At 59.0% G+C, this 18,368-nt stretch carries 20 protein-coding genes; 12 read left to right on the forward strand and 8 right to left on the reverse strand.

Annotated features, from left to right (window positions below; genetic code table 11):
• Nucleotide 1: 1 nt before the first annotated feature.
• Entirely contained in the window at nt 2-646 is a 645-nt protein-coding gene (locus tag AC1DU9_RS06685) for a dual specificity protein phosphatase family protein (RefSeq protein ID WP_223459166.1), read from the reverse strand.
• Nucleotides 647-886: 240 nt separating this feature from the next.
• Nucleotides 887-1,192 (reverse strand): hypothetical protein, encoded by a 306-nt coding sequence (locus AC1DU9_RS06690; protein ID WP_477809914.1) that lies wholly within the window; start codon nt 1,190-1,192, stop codon nt 887-889.
• A 214-nt stretch (nt 1,193-1,406) separates the two neighbouring features.
• Between AC1DU9_RS06690 and AC1DU9_RS06695 the strand changes: the two genes are divergently transcribed.
• The 3 genes from AC1DU9_RS06695 (at nt 1,407) to AC1DU9_RS06705 (ending at nt 5,057) form a co-directional block, all read left to right on the forward strand.
• Complete coding sequence (locus AC1DU9_RS06695; protein WP_223459171.1) at nt 1,407-2,465, forward strand: PA0069 family radical SAM protein; 1,059 nt, start codon at nt 1,407-1,409, stop codon at nt 2,463-2,465.
• A 243-nt stretch (nt 2,466-2,708) separates the two neighbouring features.
• Nucleotides 2,709-3,440 carry a carbonic anhydrase gene (locus AC1DU9_RS06700; RefSeq protein WP_223459173.1) on the forward strand — a complete coding sequence of 244 codons (732 nt, stop codon included), beginning with the start codon at nt 2,709-2,711 and terminating at the stop codon, nt 3,438-3,440.
• Nucleotides 3,441-3,530: 90 nt separating this feature from the next.
• Nucleotides 3,531-5,057, forward strand: coding sequence for a SulP family inorganic anion transporter (locus tag AC1DU9_RS06705; RefSeq protein ID WP_223459175.1), 1,527 nt, complete (start codon nt 3,531-3,533; stop codon nt 5,055-5,057).
• 59 nt (nt 5,058-5,116) lie between these two features.
• Here the strand turns inward: AC1DU9_RS06705 and AC1DU9_RS06710 are convergent, their stop codons facing one another.
• Complete coding sequence (locus AC1DU9_RS06710; RefSeq protein WP_223459177.1) at nt 5,117-5,767, reverse strand: hypothetical protein; 651 nt, start codon at nt 5,765-5,767, stop codon at nt 5,117-5,119.
• A gap of 370 nt (nt 5,768-6,137) precedes the next feature.
• On the opposite strand from AC1DU9_RS06710, the gene coxB reads away from it, so the two are divergent.
• The 4 genes from coxB to AC1DU9_RS06730 all read left to right on the forward strand — a co-directional run bounded on the left by coxB (nt 6,138) and on the right by AC1DU9_RS06730 (nt 10,522).
• Complete coding sequence (coxB, locus tag AC1DU9_RS06715) at nt 6,138-7,265, forward strand: cytochrome c oxidase subunit II (protein WP_477809915.1); 1,128 nt, start codon at nt 6,138-6,140, stop codon at nt 7,263-7,265.
• 82 nt (nt 7,266-7,347) lie between these two features.
• Nucleotides 7,348-8,940, forward strand: coding sequence for a cytochrome c oxidase subunit I (gene ctaD, locus AC1DU9_RS06720; RefSeq protein ID WP_103397925.1), 1,593 nt, complete (start codon nt 7,348-7,350; stop codon nt 8,938-8,940).
• Between the two features lie 117 nt (nt 8,941-9,057).
• Nucleotides 9,058-9,609 (forward strand): cytochrome c oxidase assembly protein, encoded by a 552-nt coding sequence (locus tag AC1DU9_RS06725; protein WP_457266012.1) that lies wholly within the window; start codon nt 9,058-9,060, stop codon nt 9,607-9,609.
• Between the two features lie 25 nt (nt 9,610-9,634).
• Nucleotides 9,635-10,522, forward strand: coding sequence for a cytochrome c oxidase subunit 3 (locus AC1DU9_RS06730; RefSeq protein WP_477809916.1), 888 nt, complete (start codon nt 9,635-9,637; stop codon nt 10,520-10,522).
• A 5-nt stretch (nt 10,523-10,527) separates the two neighbouring features.
• Here AC1DU9_RS06730 and AC1DU9_RS06735 read toward each other — a convergent pair whose 3' ends face one another.
• Nucleotides 10,528-10,731, reverse strand: coding sequence for a twin transmembrane helix small protein (locus tag AC1DU9_RS06735; protein ID WP_223459187.1), 204 nt, complete (start codon nt 10,729-10,731; stop codon nt 10,528-10,530).
• A gap of 71 nt (nt 10,732-10,802) precedes the next feature.
• Here AC1DU9_RS06735 and AC1DU9_RS06740 point away from each other — a divergent pair, with 71 nt between their 5' ends.
• The 5 genes from AC1DU9_RS06740 to AC1DU9_RS06760 are packed head-to-tail and all read left to right on the forward strand — an operon-like array spanning nt 10,803 to nt 14,702.
• Nucleotides 10,803-11,543, forward strand: coding sequence for an SURF1 family protein (locus AC1DU9_RS06740; RefSeq protein ID WP_477809917.1), 741 nt, complete (start codon nt 10,803-10,805; stop codon nt 11,541-11,543).
• A complete protein-coding gene (locus AC1DU9_RS06745) occupies nt 11,509-12,102 on the forward strand; it encodes a hypothetical protein (RefSeq protein ID WP_477809918.1) in 594 nt (197 codons plus the stop codon). The genes AC1DU9_RS06740 and AC1DU9_RS06745 overlap by 35 nt, the downstream gene beginning before the upstream one ends.
• Before the next feature lie 10 nt (nt 12,103-12,112).
• Nucleotides 12,113-13,183: a COX15/CtaA family protein gene (locus AC1DU9_RS06750; protein ID WP_477809919.1), complete on the forward strand. Its 1,071-nt coding sequence runs from the start codon at nt 12,113-12,115 to the stop codon at nt 13,181-13,183.
• Nucleotides 13,171-14,070, forward strand: coding sequence for a heme o synthase (cyoE, locus tag AC1DU9_RS06755; protein ID WP_223459195.1), 900 nt, complete (start codon nt 13,171-13,173; stop codon nt 14,068-14,070). The genes AC1DU9_RS06750 and cyoE overlap by 13 nt, the downstream gene beginning before the upstream one ends.
• Nucleotides 14,067-14,702 (forward strand): SCO family protein, encoded by a 636-nt coding sequence (locus AC1DU9_RS06760; RefSeq protein ID WP_477809920.1) that lies wholly within the window; start codon nt 14,067-14,069, stop codon nt 14,700-14,702. The genes cyoE and AC1DU9_RS06760 overlap by 4 nt, the downstream gene beginning before the upstream one ends.
• Nucleotides 14,703-14,874: 172 nt before the next feature.
• On the opposite strand, the gene AC1DU9_RS06765 is transcribed toward AC1DU9_RS06760, so the two are convergent.
• The 4 genes from AC1DU9_RS06765 to AC1DU9_RS06780 form a co-directional block, all read right to left on the reverse strand.
• The gene (locus AC1DU9_RS06765) at nt 14,875-15,645 is read right to left on the reverse strand and encodes a MetQ/NlpA family ABC transporter substrate-binding protein (protein WP_477809921.1); all 771 of its coding nucleotides are present in this window, start codon (nt 15,643-15,645) and stop codon (nt 14,875-14,877) included.
• Nucleotides 15,646-15,707: 62 nt separating this feature from the next.
• Entirely contained in the window at nt 15,708-16,382 is a 675-nt protein-coding gene (locus AC1DU9_RS06770) for a methionine ABC transporter permease (protein ID WP_223459201.1), read from the reverse strand.
• On the reverse strand, nt 16,382-17,389 hold the full coding sequence (locus AC1DU9_RS06775; RefSeq protein WP_218431444.1) for a methionine ABC transporter ATP-binding protein: 1,008 nt from the start codon (nt 17,387-17,389) through the stop codon (nt 16,382-16,384). Before AC1DU9_RS06775 ends, AC1DU9_RS06770 begins: the two co-directional genes overlap by 1 nt.
• Before the next feature lie 239 nt (nt 17,390-17,628).
• Nucleotides 17,629-18,345 carry a PA5502 family lipoprotein gene (locus tag AC1DU9_RS06780; RefSeq protein ID WP_477809922.1) on the reverse strand — a complete coding sequence of 239 codons (717 nt, stop codon included), beginning with the start codon at nt 18,343-18,345 and terminating at the stop codon, nt 17,629-17,631.
• Nucleotides 18,346-18,368: the final 23 nt, after the last annotated feature.

Genomic DNA, 18,368 nt, shown 5'->3' on the forward strand with positions numbered 1-18,368 from the left:
TTTATTCGATATGAGCGGACTTGAACCAGCTCTTCATCGAGCACGCGGCGAACGGGCTGGTGCTGCAATCGCCATTGGCCAGCGCCGTGCGCAGTTTGTCCACGTCGGCCTGCATCATGTAGCGAATACCGTCCTTGAAATGGGTGCTGTCGCCAAAGCCACCCTGGGTCATTTCGTTCAGTGCCTCTTCCTTGCTCCAGCCCTGGATGACAACCCGGTACATGGCCGCCATCAGGCCGGTACGGTCGGAACCGTGTTTGCAGTGCATCAGCACCGGGCCTTTGGCTTCGGCCGACTTGATGGCGCGCAAGGCCTTGAGCACATCGGCGTCATCCACGTGGTTGGTGCGATAAGGCAGCTGTACTTGCGTGATGCCTGGCGTTGACAACCAACTGGAGTCCGCTTCAGGCAGGAAGTTGATCACCGTGCCCACCTTCAGCTTCTCCAGCAGCGGCACCGCGCCCTTGTCCGGCAAGGCGCTGCGAAAGAGCGTCGGCGACATCTGGAAGAGGTTGTATTGCTTCTCGACCGGTTGGGCCCAGTCCGCCGGACGCTGCGTCGCGCTGTCGTCAGCAAGTGCCAGTGTCAGGTTAGCGAGTGCAACCAACGACAGGCATATTGCAGATAAAATTCGTGATAGAGGCATGCTTGAGCGACCGTTCAGAAAGGGACGGGAAGATGCTGACAAGGGTCTGCCATGCACGGTCAAAGGTCTGTGAGCTGTTCGTCAAAGAATCGTGAAGCAGATAGCTTGGTGGTTGTTTTCACTAAACATGATGGATTCGTAAAATATCGATGAACTAATACTTGCAGTAAAAGTACTCCGGTCGAATGTTAAGTTCGACCAGGGCTGATTAGCTGTGTCTGAATTTTCTATAAGTACTGATCAAGGCCTGGCAATACTGACATAGGCTTTAGCCAGGGCCAGAAGTTTAGCCTTATCATCGGCGTCAATATCACCGTCACCATCGATATCATTGTTGATATTACCGAGGCTGAACGATTGGCCACCGTCATGGGACGATGCAATGAGGATGGTAGAGTCCAGTAAAGCTGTGGTCCCCACGTTATTTTCGGCGTCCCAATCTTCCTCTTTCAATGCGAACTGCATTGAGACAAGCACTTCGTTTGGGTCGACTGTTGTTGGGCCAAGCTTTTGCAGAAAAATACCGCGACGATTGAAAAATGACATCATTAAATCCTTTTTAAAAAATATCCATGTTTATGTTTGTTGCGCAAAAGACAATAGCGATATTTCTTATGAGATGACCAGCCACAATATGTATCTCTTAGTTGCCGTTCAACAACTTTGCGATATATGAGCGCTGAGAAAATGCCGAACGGCACTGGTCGGCTGATCGTTGTCGATATACTGTATGTGCATACAGCAGTCAGGATTCTCCCCCATGCACACGCCATTGCCCCCACGTGGCCGCGGCACCGCGACCAATCCGCACAACCGCTTCGCCCCGAACCGTTCGGTGGCTGAAGACGATGGTTGGTACCAGGAAGTGCCGATCACCCAAGGCACAGAGGTGCAGATCGAAAAGGCGAAAACCATCATTACCCGCAACACGTCGCCGGACTTGCCCTTCGATCGCTCGATCAATCCCTATCGCGGCTGCGAGCACGGTTGCATTTATTGCTATGCGCGCCCCAGTCACGCCTATTGGGACATGTCGCCGGGGCTGGATTTCGAGACAAAGCTGATCGCCAAGACCAACGCCGTGGATGTGCTGGAGGAGCAGTTGTCCAAACGTGGCTATCAATGTGCACCAATCAACCTCGGTTCCAACACCGACCCGTATCAACCGATCGAGCGTGAATACAAGATCACCCGGCAAACCCTCGAAGTGTTGCTGCGCTATCGGCATCCGGTGACCATCGTCACCAAGGGATCGCTGATTCTTCGCGACCTGGACCTGTTGACCGAGCTTGCCGGCCAAAGACTGGTTGCGGTAATGATCAGCCTGACCACCCTGGACGACGAACTCAAACGCATCCTCGAACCGCGCGCCGCGGCGCCCAAGGCCCGGTTGCGGGCGATCAGGGTCATGCGCGATGCAGGCATCCCGGTGGGCGTGCTGTGTTCACCGATGATTCCGATGATCAACGACAGCGAACTCGAAAGTCTGCTCGCCGAGGCCCACGGTGCCGGGGCACAGAGCGCCGCCTACATGATGCTGCGCTTACCGCTGGAAGTGGCGCCCCTGTTCGAGGAATGGCTGGCGGCCCACTACCCTCAACGGGCAGCGCATGTCCTGAGCCTGATTCGCCAGAGCCGTGGTGGCGAACTGTATGACAGCCGCTTTGGTGCGCGGATGCGCGGTGAAGGCCCGTTTGCGGACCTGCTGGCGCAGCGCTTTGCCAAAGCGATCAAACGGCTGGGACTCAATCACCGGGAGGGGTTCAATCTGGACTGCGAAGCCTTTTGTCCGCCGGGTCGCCAAATGTCGTTGATTTGAGGACAATTGGCCTATGGTTGAGTACTGAAGAGCACGCTTACGTATTAGTCTGGTCACGTTTTATGTGACCTGGAACACGCGTCCTAGAGCGTTTTATTCAGTTTCAATTAAGATTCGGCCGCTACCTTGTTCATCGAGTGACCGATGGGTCGAGATGATTGGCCTGGATGTTTTTTAACCAGCCACTGGCTTCACACCGGACCACACGGGATGACTCCCTGAGCCCGTCAATGAGGATGAATCATGAGTGACAAGGATAAACAGCCGTTGGCTGCGTCGGCCTCGCCCGAACCCGAGGCGGAAACCGCCGATGCAGCGTTGCAGCATATTGTTGACGGCTTTTTGCATTTTCATCATGAGATCTTTCCGCAACAGGAAGAGCTCTTCAAAAAACTTGCCACGGCCCAGCGGCCACGAGCGATGTTCATCGCCTGCGCCGATTCGCGCATCGTGCCCGAGTTGATTACCCAAAGCTCCCCCGGCGACCTGTTCGTAACCCGCAATGTCGGCAACGTTGTACCGCCTTACGGGCAAATGAACGGCGGTGTTTCCACGGCGATCGAGTACGCCGTACTGGCTCTGGGGGTGCATCACATCATTATTTGCGGGCATTCCGACTGCGGCGCCATGCGCGCGGTGCTCAACCCGGACAGCCTGGAAAAAATGCCCACGGTCAAAGCCTGGCTGCGGCACGCCGAAGTGGCAAAAACCATGGTGCAGGAGAACTGCAACTGCTCTAGCGAAAGCGAAAGCATGCACATCCTCACCGAAGAGAATGTGATCGCCCAGTTGCAGCATCTGCGCACCCATCCGTCGGTGGCTTCGCGCATGGCCAACGGTCAGTTATTTATTCACGGCTGGGTCTACAACATCGAAACCAGCGAAATCAAAGCCTACGACGCCGATCAAGGTTGTTTCCTGCCGCTAAATGGCAGCCTGCCGATTCCTGTGGCGACGCCAAAAGCGCGCTTCTAAATCTTCCTAAATCGATGTGTGGTTTAGCCGAGGCTGCCATTCAGGCAGCCTGGCTTTGCCATGCCTGAAGAAAACTTCGGGAGACTCACCATGCGTGCTGCTCAATTAAAAGCTGTTCTGCCACGGGAGCTGCTGGCTTCGGTGGTTGTGTTTCTGGTTGCCCTGCCCCTGTGCATGGGCATCGCGATTGCCTCGGGGCTGCCGCCGGCCAAAGGTCTGATTACTGGCATCATCGGTGGTCTGGTGGTCGGTTGGTTAGCCGGTTCGCCGCTGCAAGTCAGCGGCCCGGCGGCGGGCCTGGCCGTTCTGGTATTCGAACTGGTCCGCCAGCACGGTATCGCCATGCTCGGGCCGATTCTGTTGCTGGCGGGTTTGCTGCAACTGTTGGCCGGTCGATTGAAGCTGGGCTGCTGGTTTCGGGTGACGGCGCCTGCAGTGGTGTACGGCATGCTGGCCGGGATTGGAGTGTTGATTATCCTGTCTCAGGTGCATGTGATGCTGGATGCCGTGCCCAAACCCTCGGGCCTGGATAACCTGGCAACCTTCCCGGCGGCGCTGGCTCAGGCGTTGCCCACGTTTGGCTGGCAAGCCGGGTTGCTCGGTTTGTCGACGATTGCCGTCATGTGGCTGTGGGACAAACTCCGTCCGCAATCCCTGCGCTTCATTCCCGGCGCGCTACTGGGCGTCGGTCTGGCCACGCTTGCCAGTCTGGTGCTGGCATTGCAGGTCAAACGGGTTGAGGTGCCGGCAAACCTGACGGAGGCCATCGACTGGCTGAAGCCGGTGGATCTGCTCAACCTGGCTGATCCGACCTTGCTGATTGCCGCGTTTGCCGTGGCCTTCATCGCCAGCGCCGAAACCTTGCTCTCGGCCGCGGCGGTTGATCGCATGCACAGTGGCCAGCGCTCGGACTTCGACCGGGAATTGTCGGCGCAAGGTATCGGCAACATGCTGTGTGGCCTGCTAGGGGCGTTGCCGATGACGGGCGTTATCGTGCGCAGTTCGGCGAATGTTCAGGCCGGAGCAACTACACGGTTTTCGACCATTTTCCACGGCCTGTGGCTGCTGGCGTTCGTGCTGTTGCTGTCCAGCGTGCTGCAAAGCATTCCGGTGGCAAGCCTGGCGGGCGTGCTGGTGTACACCGGTTTCAAACTGGTGGACCTCAAAGTCTTTCGTGGTTTGGGCCGGTATGGTCGGGCGCCGATGTTCACTTACGCGGCAACCGCGCTCGCCATCGTATTCACGGACCTGCTGACCGGCGTGTTGATCGGCTTCGGCCTGACGCTGGTGAAGCTCGCGCTTAAAGCCTCGCGCTTGAAAATCAGCCTGATCGACCTGCCTCAGGAAGGGCAAATGGAATTGCGCCTGACAGGCGCTGCGACCTTCCTCAAAGTGCCGGCGCTGACCCAGGTGCTGGGTAGTATTCCAGCAGGCGCGACGGTGCATGTGCCGCTCAATAATCTGAGCTACATCGATCACTCGTGTCTGGAGTTGCTGGAGGAATGGGGTCGGGCGAATGCGGCCAAGGGTTCGAAGCTGTTGATTGAATCGCGGGGGTTGAAGCGCAGGCTCGAGGGGCGGGTGCGGACGAATACCGGCATAGGCGCGGCTGGTTGAGGTTCCTGTGTGGGAGCGAGCTTGCTCGCTCCCACAAGGGGATTGTGTTTAGCGATGGATCAAGCTGCCGGCTGATCCAGCTCCAGGCCCACGCCCAAACGGCGCGACATGCACGGCCAGCGCTTCCACGCGGCACCGGTGTCCGGGCTGCTGAGCTTGTCGCGGTAGGCTTCCACCGACTCTAGCGCAAAGCTCTCTTCGGTCAGCATTTGATCGAACGCGTGATGTACGACTTCGTCCAGTTGGTTGGCAAACTCCTCACCGATCAATTGGTGAGCAATCAGGTTGGCGACAGTCATGTCCAAGGGGATCAGTGGCTGGCCGAAATGCTTGATGTACAGGTCGTTGACCTCTTCGACAAACCGGTGCGCCAGGTAGGCTTCATCCAGCAGGCTGTCAAGCCCGACATGGCCGGCCATGATGGCTGGCGGCTGGAGGAAGTACTGCTCGGCGATATTCAGCACCGGTTTGATCTGTGACTCAATGCCCGCTTCCCTGGCGACTTCATTGGCTGCATCCAGCAGATCGGGCACTTCTTCGATGTAGGCGGCGACAAATCGCGTCAGTACGCCGTTGGTATCGGTCTCCGGCAATTGGATCGCCGGGTGTAGATGAGGCAGTTTGCTTTCCAGCTGACGCGTCAGCAGGCCGGTGTCGGCTTCATGTTGTTGGGCTTTTTGGATCTGCTCGCGCAATGCGGCGGTGTTCATGAAAACTCCAGGAAACAAGGCAATGAAATAGGGAAGACATAACTTAGCTGGCTTATGAAAAATGCTAAGACGCATTTGTCATAATTATTTCATCCTTGATGCATCTGCGTTATATCGATTTGCCACCATTCGTCTGCATCCTTCTCCAATCGTGCCCTTGAATGCAAGTCCCCGTTGTTTCAGATCATTTACGTCATCGCGTTGCGAGGTCGGAGTCGCTGTCTATACTCGCCATTGAATGGAGTTAGCTGATAACGCCCGACTGCATGTGCAGCAAGGCCCGGCGAATCAAGTTCGTAGTCTGATGCAGCCGCTCCCTTGCCGCAGGTGAAAGCCGGCGGGATAACAAGAACGATAAGGGGAACCCGCAATGATGCGACATCCACATGTCTGGATGGGCCTCCTGTTGTGGTCGATTTTCAGTCAGGCGCAAGCGGCCTGGACTGTGAATATGGCGCCTGGAGCGACTGAAATCAGTCACGCAGTATTCGACCTGCACATGACCATTTTCTGGATCTGTGTGGTGATCGGCATCATCGTTTTTGGTGCCATGTTCTGGTCGATGATTCTTCATCGCCGCTCGACCGGGCAGGTGGCCGCCAAATTTCATGAAAGCACCACCGTCGAAATCCTCTGGACCATCGTGCCCTTCCTGATCCTGGTGGCCATGGCGGTTCCCGCTACCGCAACCCTGATCAAGATGTACGACGCCAGCGAGCCGGAGATCGATATACAGATCACCGGCTACCAGTGGAAGTGGCATTACAAATACCTGGGCCAGGACGTCGAGTTCTTCAGCAACCTGACCACCCCCCAGGATCAAATCCACAACAAGGAAGCCAAGAGCGAGCACTACCTGCTCGAAGTCGACAAGCCATTGGTGCTGCCGGTCGGCACCAAGGTGCGCTTCCTGGTGACCTCCGCCGACGTGATCCACTCCTGGTGGGTGCCGGCTTTCGCCGTCAAGCGCGATGCGATTCCCGGGTTCGTCAATGAGGCCTGGACCCGCATCGACAAGCCCGGCATCTACCGTGGCCAGTGCGCCGAGTTGTGCGGCAAGGATCACGGTTTCATGCCGACAGTGGTCGAGGTCAAGGAAAAGGCCGATTACGAAAAATGGCTGGCCGATCGCAAGGTCGAGGCCGCGCAGCTCAAGGAGCTGACCAGCAAGGAATGGACCCTCGACGAGCTCAAGGAGCGCGGCGACAAGGTCTATCACACCACTTGCGTGGCCTGTCACCAGGCCGAAGGCCAGGGCCTGCCGCCGATGTTCCCGGCGCTCAAGGGCTCGAAAATCGCCACCGGACCGAAAGAAGCTCACCTGAGCATTGTCTTCCACGGCAAGCCCGGCACCGCAATGGCGGCGTTCGGCAAGCAACTATCGGAAGTCGATATCGCGGCGGTCGTGACCTATGAACGTAATGCCTGGGGCAACAACAAAGGCGACATGGTCACGCCTAAAGAAGTACTGGAGCTGAAACAGGCGGAAAGCAAATGACCCGGTCTATTGCGCACGTACGGAACCGGTCGGGGCTATGCACCCCGGCCTGCCCAGCCCATCTGTTTGCAGGAGACAGGACATGACTGCTGTAATCGATGAACATGTTCATACCGCCACCGACCACGCCCACGGCCCCGCCAAAGGCTTGATGCGCTGGGTGCTGACCACCAACCACAAGGACATTGGCACGCTGTACCTGTGGTTTGCATTCTCCATGTTCCTGCTTGGCGGCTCGTTCGCCATGGTGATCCGTGCCGAGCTGTTCCAGCCGGGGCTGCAAATCGTCCAGCCGGAGTTCTTCAACCAGATGACCACCATGCACGGTCTGGTGATGGTCTTCGGTGCAGTGATGCCGGCTTTCGTCGGCCTCGCCAACTGGATGATCCCGCTGATGATCGGCGCGCCGGACATGGCCCTGCCGCGGATGAACAACTTCAGCTTCTGGCTGTTGCCGGCGGCGTTCCTGCTGCTGGTATCGACCCTGTTCACCGCCGGCGGCGGGCCGAACTTCGGCTGGACCTTCTATGCACCGCTGTCGACGACCTACGCGCCGGAAAGCGTGACCTTCTTCATCTTCGCCATTCACTTGATGGGGATCAGTTCGATCATGGGGGCGATCAACGTGATCGCGACCATCCTCAACCTGCGCGCCCCCGGCATGACGTTGATGAAAATGCCGCTGTTCGTCTGGACCTGGCTGATCACCGCGTTCCTGTTGATTGCGGTGATGCCGGTACTGGCGGGCTGTGTGACCATGATGCTGATGGACATCCATTTCGGCACCAGCTTCTTCAGCGCCGCCGGTGGCGGTGACCCGGTGCTGTTCCAGCATGTGTTCTGGTTCTTCGGTCACCCCGAGGTGTACATCATGATCCTGCCGGCCTTCGGTGCCGTCAGCTCGATCATTCCGGCCTTTTCGCGCAAGCCGCTGTTCGGCTACACCTCGATGGTCTACGCCACGGCGAGTATCGCGTTCCTGTCGTTCATCGTCTGGGCGCACCACATGTTCGTGGTCGGCATTCCGCTGGTGGGCGAGCTGTTCTTCATGTACGCCACACTGCTGATTGCGGTGCCAACGGGCGTGAAGGTGTTCAACTGGGCCAGCACCATGTGGCAAGGCTCATTGACCTTCGAGACACCGATGCTGTTTGCCGTGGCGTTCGTCATCCTGTTCTCCATCGGCGGGTTCTCCGGGTTGATGCTGGCCATCGCCCCGGCGGACTTCCAGTATCAGGACACCTACTTCGTGGTTGCGCACTTCCACTACGTACTGGTGCCAGGGGCGATCTTCGGGATCTTCGCCTCAGCCTACTACTGGCTGCCGAAATGGACTGGCCACATGTACGACGAAACCCTCGGCAAGCTGCATTTCTGGCTGTCGTTCATCGGCATGAACATGGCCTTCTTCCCGATGCACTTCGTGGGGCTGGCGGGGATGCCGCGACGGATTCCGGACTACAACCTGCAATTCGCCGACTTCAACATGGTGTCGTCGATCGGTGCATTCATGTTCGGCGCTACGCAGATCTTCTTCCTGTTCATCGTGATCAAGACCATTCGCGGCGGCCCCCCAGCACCGGCCAAACCGTGGGACGGGGCTGAAGGTCTGGAGTGGAGCATCCCGTCACCGGCGCCGTATCACACCTTCACCACGCCGCCGGAAGTGAAATGAACGCGCGCCCTTCTGTGGGAGCGAGCTTGCTCGCGATAGGGCCAACCCGGTGTGTCAGACACACCGCTATCGCGAGCAAGCTCGCTCCCACAGGGTTTGGTGTGGAGGTCGAAAGTCATGGCTGACTCAATTTCGTTGAAGAAACTGGTCACGCGTTTGCTGACCGTGGTGGTGGCAATGTTTGTGTTCGGGTTTGCACTGGTGCCGATCTACGACGTGATGTGCAAGGCCTTCGGCATTAATGGCAAAACCGCCGGGCAGTACGAGGGCGAGCAGACGGTCGACACCTCGCGGCAGGTACGCGTGCAGTTTCTGTCGACCAACACTGCCGATATGCCCTGGGACTTCTATCCCAAGGGCGAGGAACTGGTGGCCCATCCGGGGGCGGTGAACGAGATGATCTTCATCGCTCACAACCCCACCGATAAGCCGATGAGCGCCCAGGCGGTGCCGAGCATTGCGCCGAGCACCGCGGCGGCGTACTTCCACAAGACCGAATGTTTCTGCTTTACCCAGCAGGTGCTGCAGCCCGGTCAACGGATCGAGATGCCGGTACGTTTCATCGTTGACCGTGACATGCCCAAGGATGTGAAGCACCTGACGCTGTCTTACACGCTGTTCGATATCACCGCCCGACATCCACCAGTAGCAGTAAACACTGGCGGCTGAGCGTGCCCGATAAGGAGAACAATAAATGGCAACTCATGAACATTATTACGTTCCCGCCCAGAGCAAATGGCCGATCATCGCCACGCTCGGCATGGTCACTACCGTGTACGGCCTGGCCACCTGGTTCAATGATCTGAAAGCGGCGCGCCCGGAGTCCCACGGGCCACTGATCTTTTTCGTCGGCGGGTTGCTGCTGGCCTACATGCTGTTCGGCTGGTTCGGTACGGTCATCAAGGAAAGTCGCGGTGGTTTGTACAGCGCGCAAATGGATCGTTCGTTCCGCTGGGGCATGAGCTGGTTCATTTTCTCGGAGGTGATGTTCTTCATCGCCTTTTTTGGCGCGCTGTTTTATGTCCGCCATATCTCTGGGCCGGCGCTCGGCGGTGAAGGCGCCAAAGGCATCGCGCACATGCTGTGGCCGAACTTCCAATTCGCCTGGCCGCTGCTGAGCAACCCCGACTCCAAACTGTTTCCGCCGCCCAAGGAAGTCATCAGCCCCTGGGGCCTGCCGCTGCTCAACACCGTGTTACTGGTGAGCTCCAGCGTAACCGTGACCATCGCCCACCACTCCTTGAAAAAGGGCCATCGCGGCGCACTGAAACTCTGGCTGTTGCTCACCGTATTGCTCGGCTGCGGGTTCCTCACCTTCCAGGCCGAAGAGTACATGCACGCCTATCACGAACTGGGTCTGACCCTGGGCTCGGGCATCTACGGCGCGACATTCTTCATGCTCACCGGGTTCCACGGCGCCCACGTGACCATCGGCACCATCATCCTGTTCGTGATGCTGATGCGGATCATGCGCGGGCACTTCGACAGCGAGCATCAGTTCGGCTTCGAAGCGGCGAGCTGGTACTGGCACTTCGTGGATGTGGTGTGGATCGGGCTGTTTGTTTTCGTCTATGTGCTCTAAGCCTTTTACCAAGGCACGTGAGAGACCAGTTGGCCGCTGAAAAAGCCCCAGGCGATCAGACCGAGGGTAAGGGCGGCCAGCGTCACTCGCACACTTAAGGCAATGACGAGGCGGCTTGAGCGGCTGTCGTCCTTGACCAGAAAAAACAGGCCGCTGAACAGGCTGACAACCGTGGCAATCAGCATCAGGACGATGGCTGCTTTGAGCATGGTGAGACTCCGGGGGGAGAAGCGATGCATATGAGTATAGCTATCGCGATGACCAATTTTCTGGCGACGCCATGAAGCGCTTTCGGCCAGGTGTCGTGCCAACGCTGGTGGTGGCGTTGTTGCTGCCGCTACTGGTGTCTTTGGGGTTCTGGCAATTGAGCCGGGGCGCGGAGAAAAGCGCGCTGCTGCAAACCTACGCCGAGCGCCGTGTCGCCGAGCCGATGGCCAGCACCGAACTGCAATACATCACTGACCCGGCCTTCCGCCGGGTTCGCCTGCATGGCCAGTTCGATGCCGAACACAGCCTGCTGCTGGACAACAGTCAACGCAACGGCAGGGTTGGTGTCGAGCTGTTGCAACCGTTTCACGATCAGGCCACCGGGCTTTGGCTGCTGGTCAATCGCGGCTGGCTGCCGTGGCCGGAGCGCCGCACACCACCCCAATTCAAGACACCCACCGAAGCGGTCAGCCTCGACGCGTGGGTCTACATCTCCCCCGGTGCGACGTTCCAATTGCACGCAGATCCCACAACGTTGACATGGCCGAAGCTGATTACGGCCGTTGAGCCAACCAGGCTCTGGACTGCGCTGAACCGCGAAGGCTTTGCCTTTGAGCTACGCGCCGAAACCGGCCCCGCCACTTATCAGGCCGATTGGCCGGTGGTGGTCATGGGGCCGGAAAAACACATTGCTTATGCCGTGCAGTGGTTCGCCATGACGATCGCCCTGTTCGGCCTTTATCTCTATCTCGGCTGGCACAACGCAAAGGAGAAGCACCATGGGAGCGGCCATGAATCCACCCAGCATGTCTGAGGCGAAACCGTCGGTGAACCGGCGCAAGGGCCGCTTGCAACTGCTGCTGATCCTGCTCGGGGTGATCGGTCCGATGATCCTCGCCACCGGCATGTACAAGCTGAATTTCTGGGTGCCCGAGGGCCGCAGTTATCACGGCGAACTGATCGGTAACGGCCAGACCCGTGCCGACATCGGCGTGCAGGCTCAGGAGGATCGCTGGCAGATACTGGTAACGGCGCCCAAGGATTGTGCGGTGGACTGCCAGCAACTGGTGTATCTGGCGCGGCAGATCCAGATCGGCCTCGGCCGCGATGCGTCCCGCGCCAGCCATGCATTGGCTGCCGCGCAGACGCTGAACAGCGATTACGAGACTAAACTTCAACGCGAGTACCCGCAGTTGCAACGCTATTCACTGGACTTGCCTGCCTACACTAAAGGCGCTCAAAGCAATGACGCGCCGCACCTGTGGATCATCGACCCTCACGGCAACCTGGTGCTGCGCTATGACCCGTCGGTGAAGGGTAAGGACCTGCTCAACGACCTGCGTCACCTGCTGAAACTGTCGAATATCGGATAAGGGCATCGTCATGGCCAAACCTGGATTTCGCCTCGCGTTGTTTGCCACCTTACTGGCACTGATTGTGGTGTTGCTCGGCGCCTACACCCGCCTGACCCACGCCGGCCTCGGCTGCCCGGACTGGCCCGGCTGCTACGGCTTCATCAGCGTGCCGAAAAGCGAAGCCCAGCTGGCCCATGCCGAATTGCATTTCCCGGACACTCCAGTCGAGGCCCACAAGGGTTGGAACGAGATGATCCACCGCTACTTCGCGGGCACGCTGGGGCTGTTGATCGCGGTGTTGGCCGGTCGTGCGTGGGTGCATCGCCGCCATCCGGGGCAACCGGTGAAGCTGCCGTTGTTTCTGTTGGCGGTGGTTCTTGGCCAAGCCGCGTTCGGCATGTGGACAGTAACGCTCAGGCTCTGGCCGCAGGTGGTTACCGGGCATTTGCTTGGCGGTTTCGCGACCTTGAGCCTGTTGTTTCTGCTGACCTTGCGCCTGTCCGGCGTACTGCCGGCGCTGACCGTGCCGCGACGCTTGCAGCACTGGGCGACGGCCGGACTGCTGCTGGTGATCGGGCAAATCGCCCTCGGTGGCTGGGTCAGTTCCAATTACGCCGCCGTGGCCTGTATCGACTTTCCTACTTGCCACGGCCAATGGCTGCCGCCTGCCGACTTCGCCAATGGCTTTCACCTGACCCAACACATCGGTCCGAACTATCTCGGCGGGCAACTGGACAGCGATGCCCGTACGGCCATTCACCTGACCCATCGCATCGGTGCGTTGCTGGTCACCCTGGTATTGCTCGGTCTGGCCTGGCAACTGAAGGCGGTTGGCATGACGCGCCTGGCAGGCCTGGTGCTGATCGTCCTTGGCGCACAAATCACCCTGGGTATCAGCAACGTGCTGTTCCATCTGCCGCTGCCGGTGGCCGTCGCGCATAACGCGGGAGGGGCGGCGCTGTTGCTGACCATGGTGCTGGTCAATTACCACGCCCGCACCAGTCTGGTCCGGGTCAAGCAAGCGCGCTGGCACTTCAGCCCGCGTAAACACTCAGCCGGGCCCATAACAATAAAAGGAGAGATGCCATGGCGATTCTGATCGGCGAACGTCCCAGTCAGGCGATCTGGCGTGACTACCTGGAACTGACCAAACCCAAAGTCGTGGTGCTGATGCTCATCACTTCACTGGTGGGGATGTTCCTCGCGACCCGTGCCGGCGTGCCGTGGACGGTGCTGATTTTCGGCAACCTGGGCATCGCTTTGTGTGCCGGTGGCGCGGCGGCGGTCAATCATGTGGTGGACCGGCGCATCGACGCGGTCATGGCGCGCACCCACAAACGGCCGCTCGCCGAAGGCCGGGTGTCACCGACAGCCGCGCTGACGTTCGCGCTGGTATTGGCGGCCCTCGGGCAAGCCATGTTGCTGACGTTTACCAACCCGCTGACCGCGTGGCTGACCCTCGCCTCGTTGCTCGGCTACGCGGTGATCTACACCGGATTTCTCAAGCGCGCGACCCCGCAGAACATTGTCATCGGTGGTCTGGCCGGTGCTGCGCCGCCGTTGCTCGGCTGGACTGCCGCCACCGGTCACGTCAGCGCCGAACCGCTGCTGCTGGTGCTGATCATCTTCGCCTGGACCCCGCCGCACTTCTGGGCGCTGGCGATCCATCGCAAGGAGGAATACGCCAAGGCCGACATCCCGATGCTGCCGGTCACCCATGGCGAGCACTACACCAAGATTCATATCCTGCTGTATACCTTCGCGTTGCTCGCTGTCAGTCTGATGCCTTACGTGATCCACATGAGCGGTGTGCTGTACCTGGCGTGTGCGCTCGGGCTGGGTGCGCGATTTCTGCAATGGGCCGTGGTGCTGTACCGTGGCACTCGGCCGCACGCGGCGATCAACACGTTCAAGTACTCTATTTACTACTTGTTCCTGCTGTTTATCGCCCTGCTCGTAGACCACTACTTACTGTTGAACCTATGACTCGAACCCAGAAAACCGTCTTCATTCTCGTTGCCCTGGTCGCACTGATCCTGGGCCTGACCGTCAACAAKGTGCTGTCCGGGAAGAATCAGGGCGATCCGACAGCGCTGATCGACGCCGGAATCATCTTGCTGCCGCAGAGCCGTAATCTGCCGGACGTGACGATGACCAATCAGGACGGCCAGCCGGTCGCGATCAATGAATTGAAAGGCAAGTGGAGCCTGCTGTTCTTCGGCTACACCTTCTGCCCGGACATCTGCCCGACCACCCTCGCCCAGCTGCGACAGATCAAGAGCGAGTTGCCGCCAGAAGCGGTGGATAAACTGCAAATCGTGCTGGTCAGCATCGACCCCAATCGCGATACGCCCAAGCAGCTCAAGCAGTACCTGGGTTACTTTGACCCGCAGTTCATCGGCCTGACCCCGGCGTCGACCGAAGAGCTGCAAACGATCGCCAACTCGGTAAGCATTCCATACATTCCGGCGGACACCAGCAAGCCGAACTACACCGTCGACCACAGCGGCAACCTCGCGGTGATCGGGCCGGACGGCACCCAACGCGGCTTCATTCGGGCGCCGTTGAACAATGCGAAGTTGGTGGCGCAGTTGCCGGTGATGCTCAAGCGTCAATAACGGCACCACTAAACCTGTGGGAGCGAGCTTGCTCGCGATGGCGGACTGACATTCAACATCTATGTTGGATGTGACGGCCCCATCGCGAGCAAGCTCGCTCCCACAGGGAGACGATGTTTCAGGCACAAAAAAGGGCGCATTCAATGCGCCCTTTTTTCGACACAGCCATGGATCAGAACGCCGGCACCACCGCGCCTTTGTACTTCTCGAGAATGAAGGCCTTCACTTCCGGGCTGTGCAGGGCAGCCACCAGTTTCTTCATCGCTTCGCTGTCCTTGTCATCCGGACGAGCCACGAGGATGTTCACGTACGGCGAGTCGCTGCCTTCGATGAACAGCGCGTCCCTGGACGGATCGAGCTTGGCTTCCAGCGCGTAGTTGGTGTTGATCAGCGCCAGGTCGACCTGGGTCAGCACACGCGGGATGGTCGCGGCTTCCAGCTCACGGATTTTCAGGTCCTTGGTGTTCTCGGTGATGTCCTTCACGGTTGACAGGATGTTGTTCGAATCCTTCAACTTGATCAGACCGGCCTTGGCCATCAGCAACAGTGCCCGGCCGCCGTTGGTGGCGTCGTTCGGGATGACCACGGTGGCACCGCCAGGCAGTTCGGCAATGGTCTTGTACTTGCTGGAGTAAGCGCCCAGGGGCTCCAGGTGCACGCCGGCCACGGAAACCAGGTGGGTGCCCTTGGCCTTGTTGAACTCATCCAGGTATGGCTGGTGCTGGAAGAAGTTGGCGTCCAGGCGCTTTTCCGCGACCTGCACGTTCGGCTGGATGTAGTCGGTGAATACCTTGACCTTCAGGTCCACGCCTTCTTTGGCCAGGGCTGGCTTCACGAATTCGAGGATCTCGGCGTGCGGAACCGGAGTGGCTGCGACAGTCAGGGTTTCAGCGTGGGCAGAGAACGCGGCAACGGCCGCGAAGGCCACGAGTAGTTTTTTCATTCAGCTAACTCCTTGTGCGGCGCCGGTTTCCGGCGCCTGCCAGCGAATGGCCGGCTCATGTCTTATTTACGGGAGAAATGCACAACCAGTTTGTCGCCGACGGTTTGCAGTACCTGGACCAATACCAGCAGCAATACCACCGTCACGACCATCACATCGGTCTGGAAACGCTGGTAACCGAAGCGGATCGCCAGGTCGCCCAGACCACCGGCGCCCACGACACCGGCCATCGCCGTGTAGGACACCAGCGTAATGGCCGTCACCGTAATCGCCGCGAAGATGCCCGGACGAGCCTCAGGCAACAACGCGTTGGTGATGATCTGCCGCGTGGTCGCGCCCATGGCCTGGGTCGCTTCGATGATGCCGCGATCCACTTCACGCAAGGCGGTTTCCACCAGGCGGGCGAAGAACGGCGTGGCACCCACCACCAGCGGCGGGATTGCACCCGCGACACCGAGGGACGTGCCGGTGATCAACACTGTGAACGGAATCATCACGATCAACAGGATGATGAACGGCAGCGAACGCAGAACGTTCACCACCAGGGACAACATCGCGTAGATGCCCTTGGCTTCCAGCAACTGGCGCGGGCTGCACAGGAACAGCAGCACACCCAACGGCAAGCCGAGCAGCACGGTGAACAACAGCGAACCGCCGAGCATCAGCAGGGTGTCGCAGGTGGCCAGCCAGATTTCGAACCAGTCGATATTGGCAAAGAAACTTGTCAGGGCTTCCATTAGCGCAGCACCTCCATGTGAACGTCGGCCGCGGTGAAGCAGGCGAAGGCCGCTTCCATGTCACCGCCGGTCACGGCCAGGGTCAGTTGCCCGTATGGGACTTCTTTGATGCGATCGATACGACCGGCCAGGATGCTGTAGTCCACACCGGTTTCCCGGGCGACGGTGCCCAACAATGGCGCGTAGGTCGCTTCGCCCTGGAAGGTCAGACGCACGATGCGACCCGGCACGTGAGCGAAGTCATCACGCTGTTCGCTTTCGTCGATCTGCTCGTCTTCCTGCACGAAACGCTTGGTGGTCGGGTGCTTCGGATGCAGGAACACCTCGGCCACCGAGCCTTGCTCGACGATCACGCCAGCGTCCATGACTGCCACCTGGTCGCAGACCCGGCGGATCACGTCCATCTCGTGGGTGATCAACACGATGGTCAGTTTCAGCTCGCGATTGATCTCGGCCAGCAATTGCAACACCGATGCGGTGGTTTGCGGGTCAAGGGCGCTGGTGGCTTCATCGCACAGCAGGATTTTTGGCTTGGTCGCCAGGGCGCGGGCAATGCCGACACGCTGCTTTTGTCCGCCGGACAATTGCGCCGGGTACTTTTTCGCGTGGTCGGACAAACCGACCCGCGCCAGCAACTCGGCCACGCGCGAGTCGATCTCGCTACGCGACAGTTCGCCGGCCAGGGTCAGTGGCAGCGCGACGTTGTCGGCGACAGTCTTGGAGGCCAGCAGGTTGAAGTGCTGGAAAATCATTCCGACCTGCTGACGGAAGCGGCGCAGGCCATTGGCGTCGAGCGCGGTGACTTCTTCACCGTCGACGGTGATCTTGCCGCCGCTGGCGTTTTCCAGGCGATTGATCAGACGCAGCAGGGTACTTTTTCCTGCTCCGGAATGACCGATCAAGCCGAAAACCTGCCCGTTCTCAATCGTCAGACTGGTCGGATGCAGAGCGGGGATTTCCTTACCGGCGACGCGGTAGGTTTTATGGACGTTTTGAAACTCGATCACGTAGCGAACCTTGTGGGGCGCGTTAGAAAAGGATCAGCGGTAAGCCGGGCGCGCATTTTAGCCTGTCCGTATAGAGGTTCTTAGCATTTATTTCGCATTTGTCCTGTCATTTGGCAATAACGCGATCAAAGGTCTGAAAAAAGGAATGGCTAAAGAAGCTCGCCCACGGCCGAAGGCAATTTCGAGCTGAGATTGTTTTTTCCAGAAAGGACGCCATCGCGAGCAGGCTCGCGATGCTTTTATGGTTTACGCGGGCTAAGAACCATCTGCGCCGGAACACTGCGCAAAATCTGCCGCTCAAGCTTCAGGTCAAACTCAGGATCGAGCTTGTTCACCCGTTTGGTCAGCAAATTAGCTAGCCAAGGGTAATCATTGGTGCGCGGTGCCTGAATGCTCACGTCACACTGAAAGTTCACCACATCGGCAGCGATGGCATCGAGTTGGCGACGCAGTTTGCCCATATCGTTGATATTCAGCTCGACCGTGGTGCTTTCAGCCGTTAGATCGACAACCTTGGCTTTTGGCTTGGCTTCGGCAGCCTTGAGGGCAGCCTCGGCTTTTTCCAGCTCGGCCTTGCGCGCCTGGGCAATCGAGCCGTTGACTCCACCGGTCAGTGCCGGAGCCTTGGGCATCAATGCGCGGGCACGACTAAGGGCGGTAGCGGCAGCATCCACGTCACCCTTTTGCAGCACGATCTGGCTGCGGCGCAGGTAGGCTTCGGCCAGTTGCCGCTGGTATTGCTCAAGGGAAGCATCGTTGGGCGATTCGGCCTGCAAGGCTGCCAATTGGTCTTCGGCGGTGGCCAGTTCATCGCTGGCGATGTTTTGTTCCAGCTGTACGATGGCCGTGGCCCGCGCGTCGGCGGCCTCGGTGGCCGCCGGTGGCGTGCTTTGGCAGGCGCCCAGCAGCAAAGAAAATGCGACAAGGAGCAGATAACGGGAGGCGAACGACTTCATTCCTGCGACTCTCTATTTGCGCA

Source organism: Pseudomonas sp. P4_C1 (assembly GCF_056402155.1).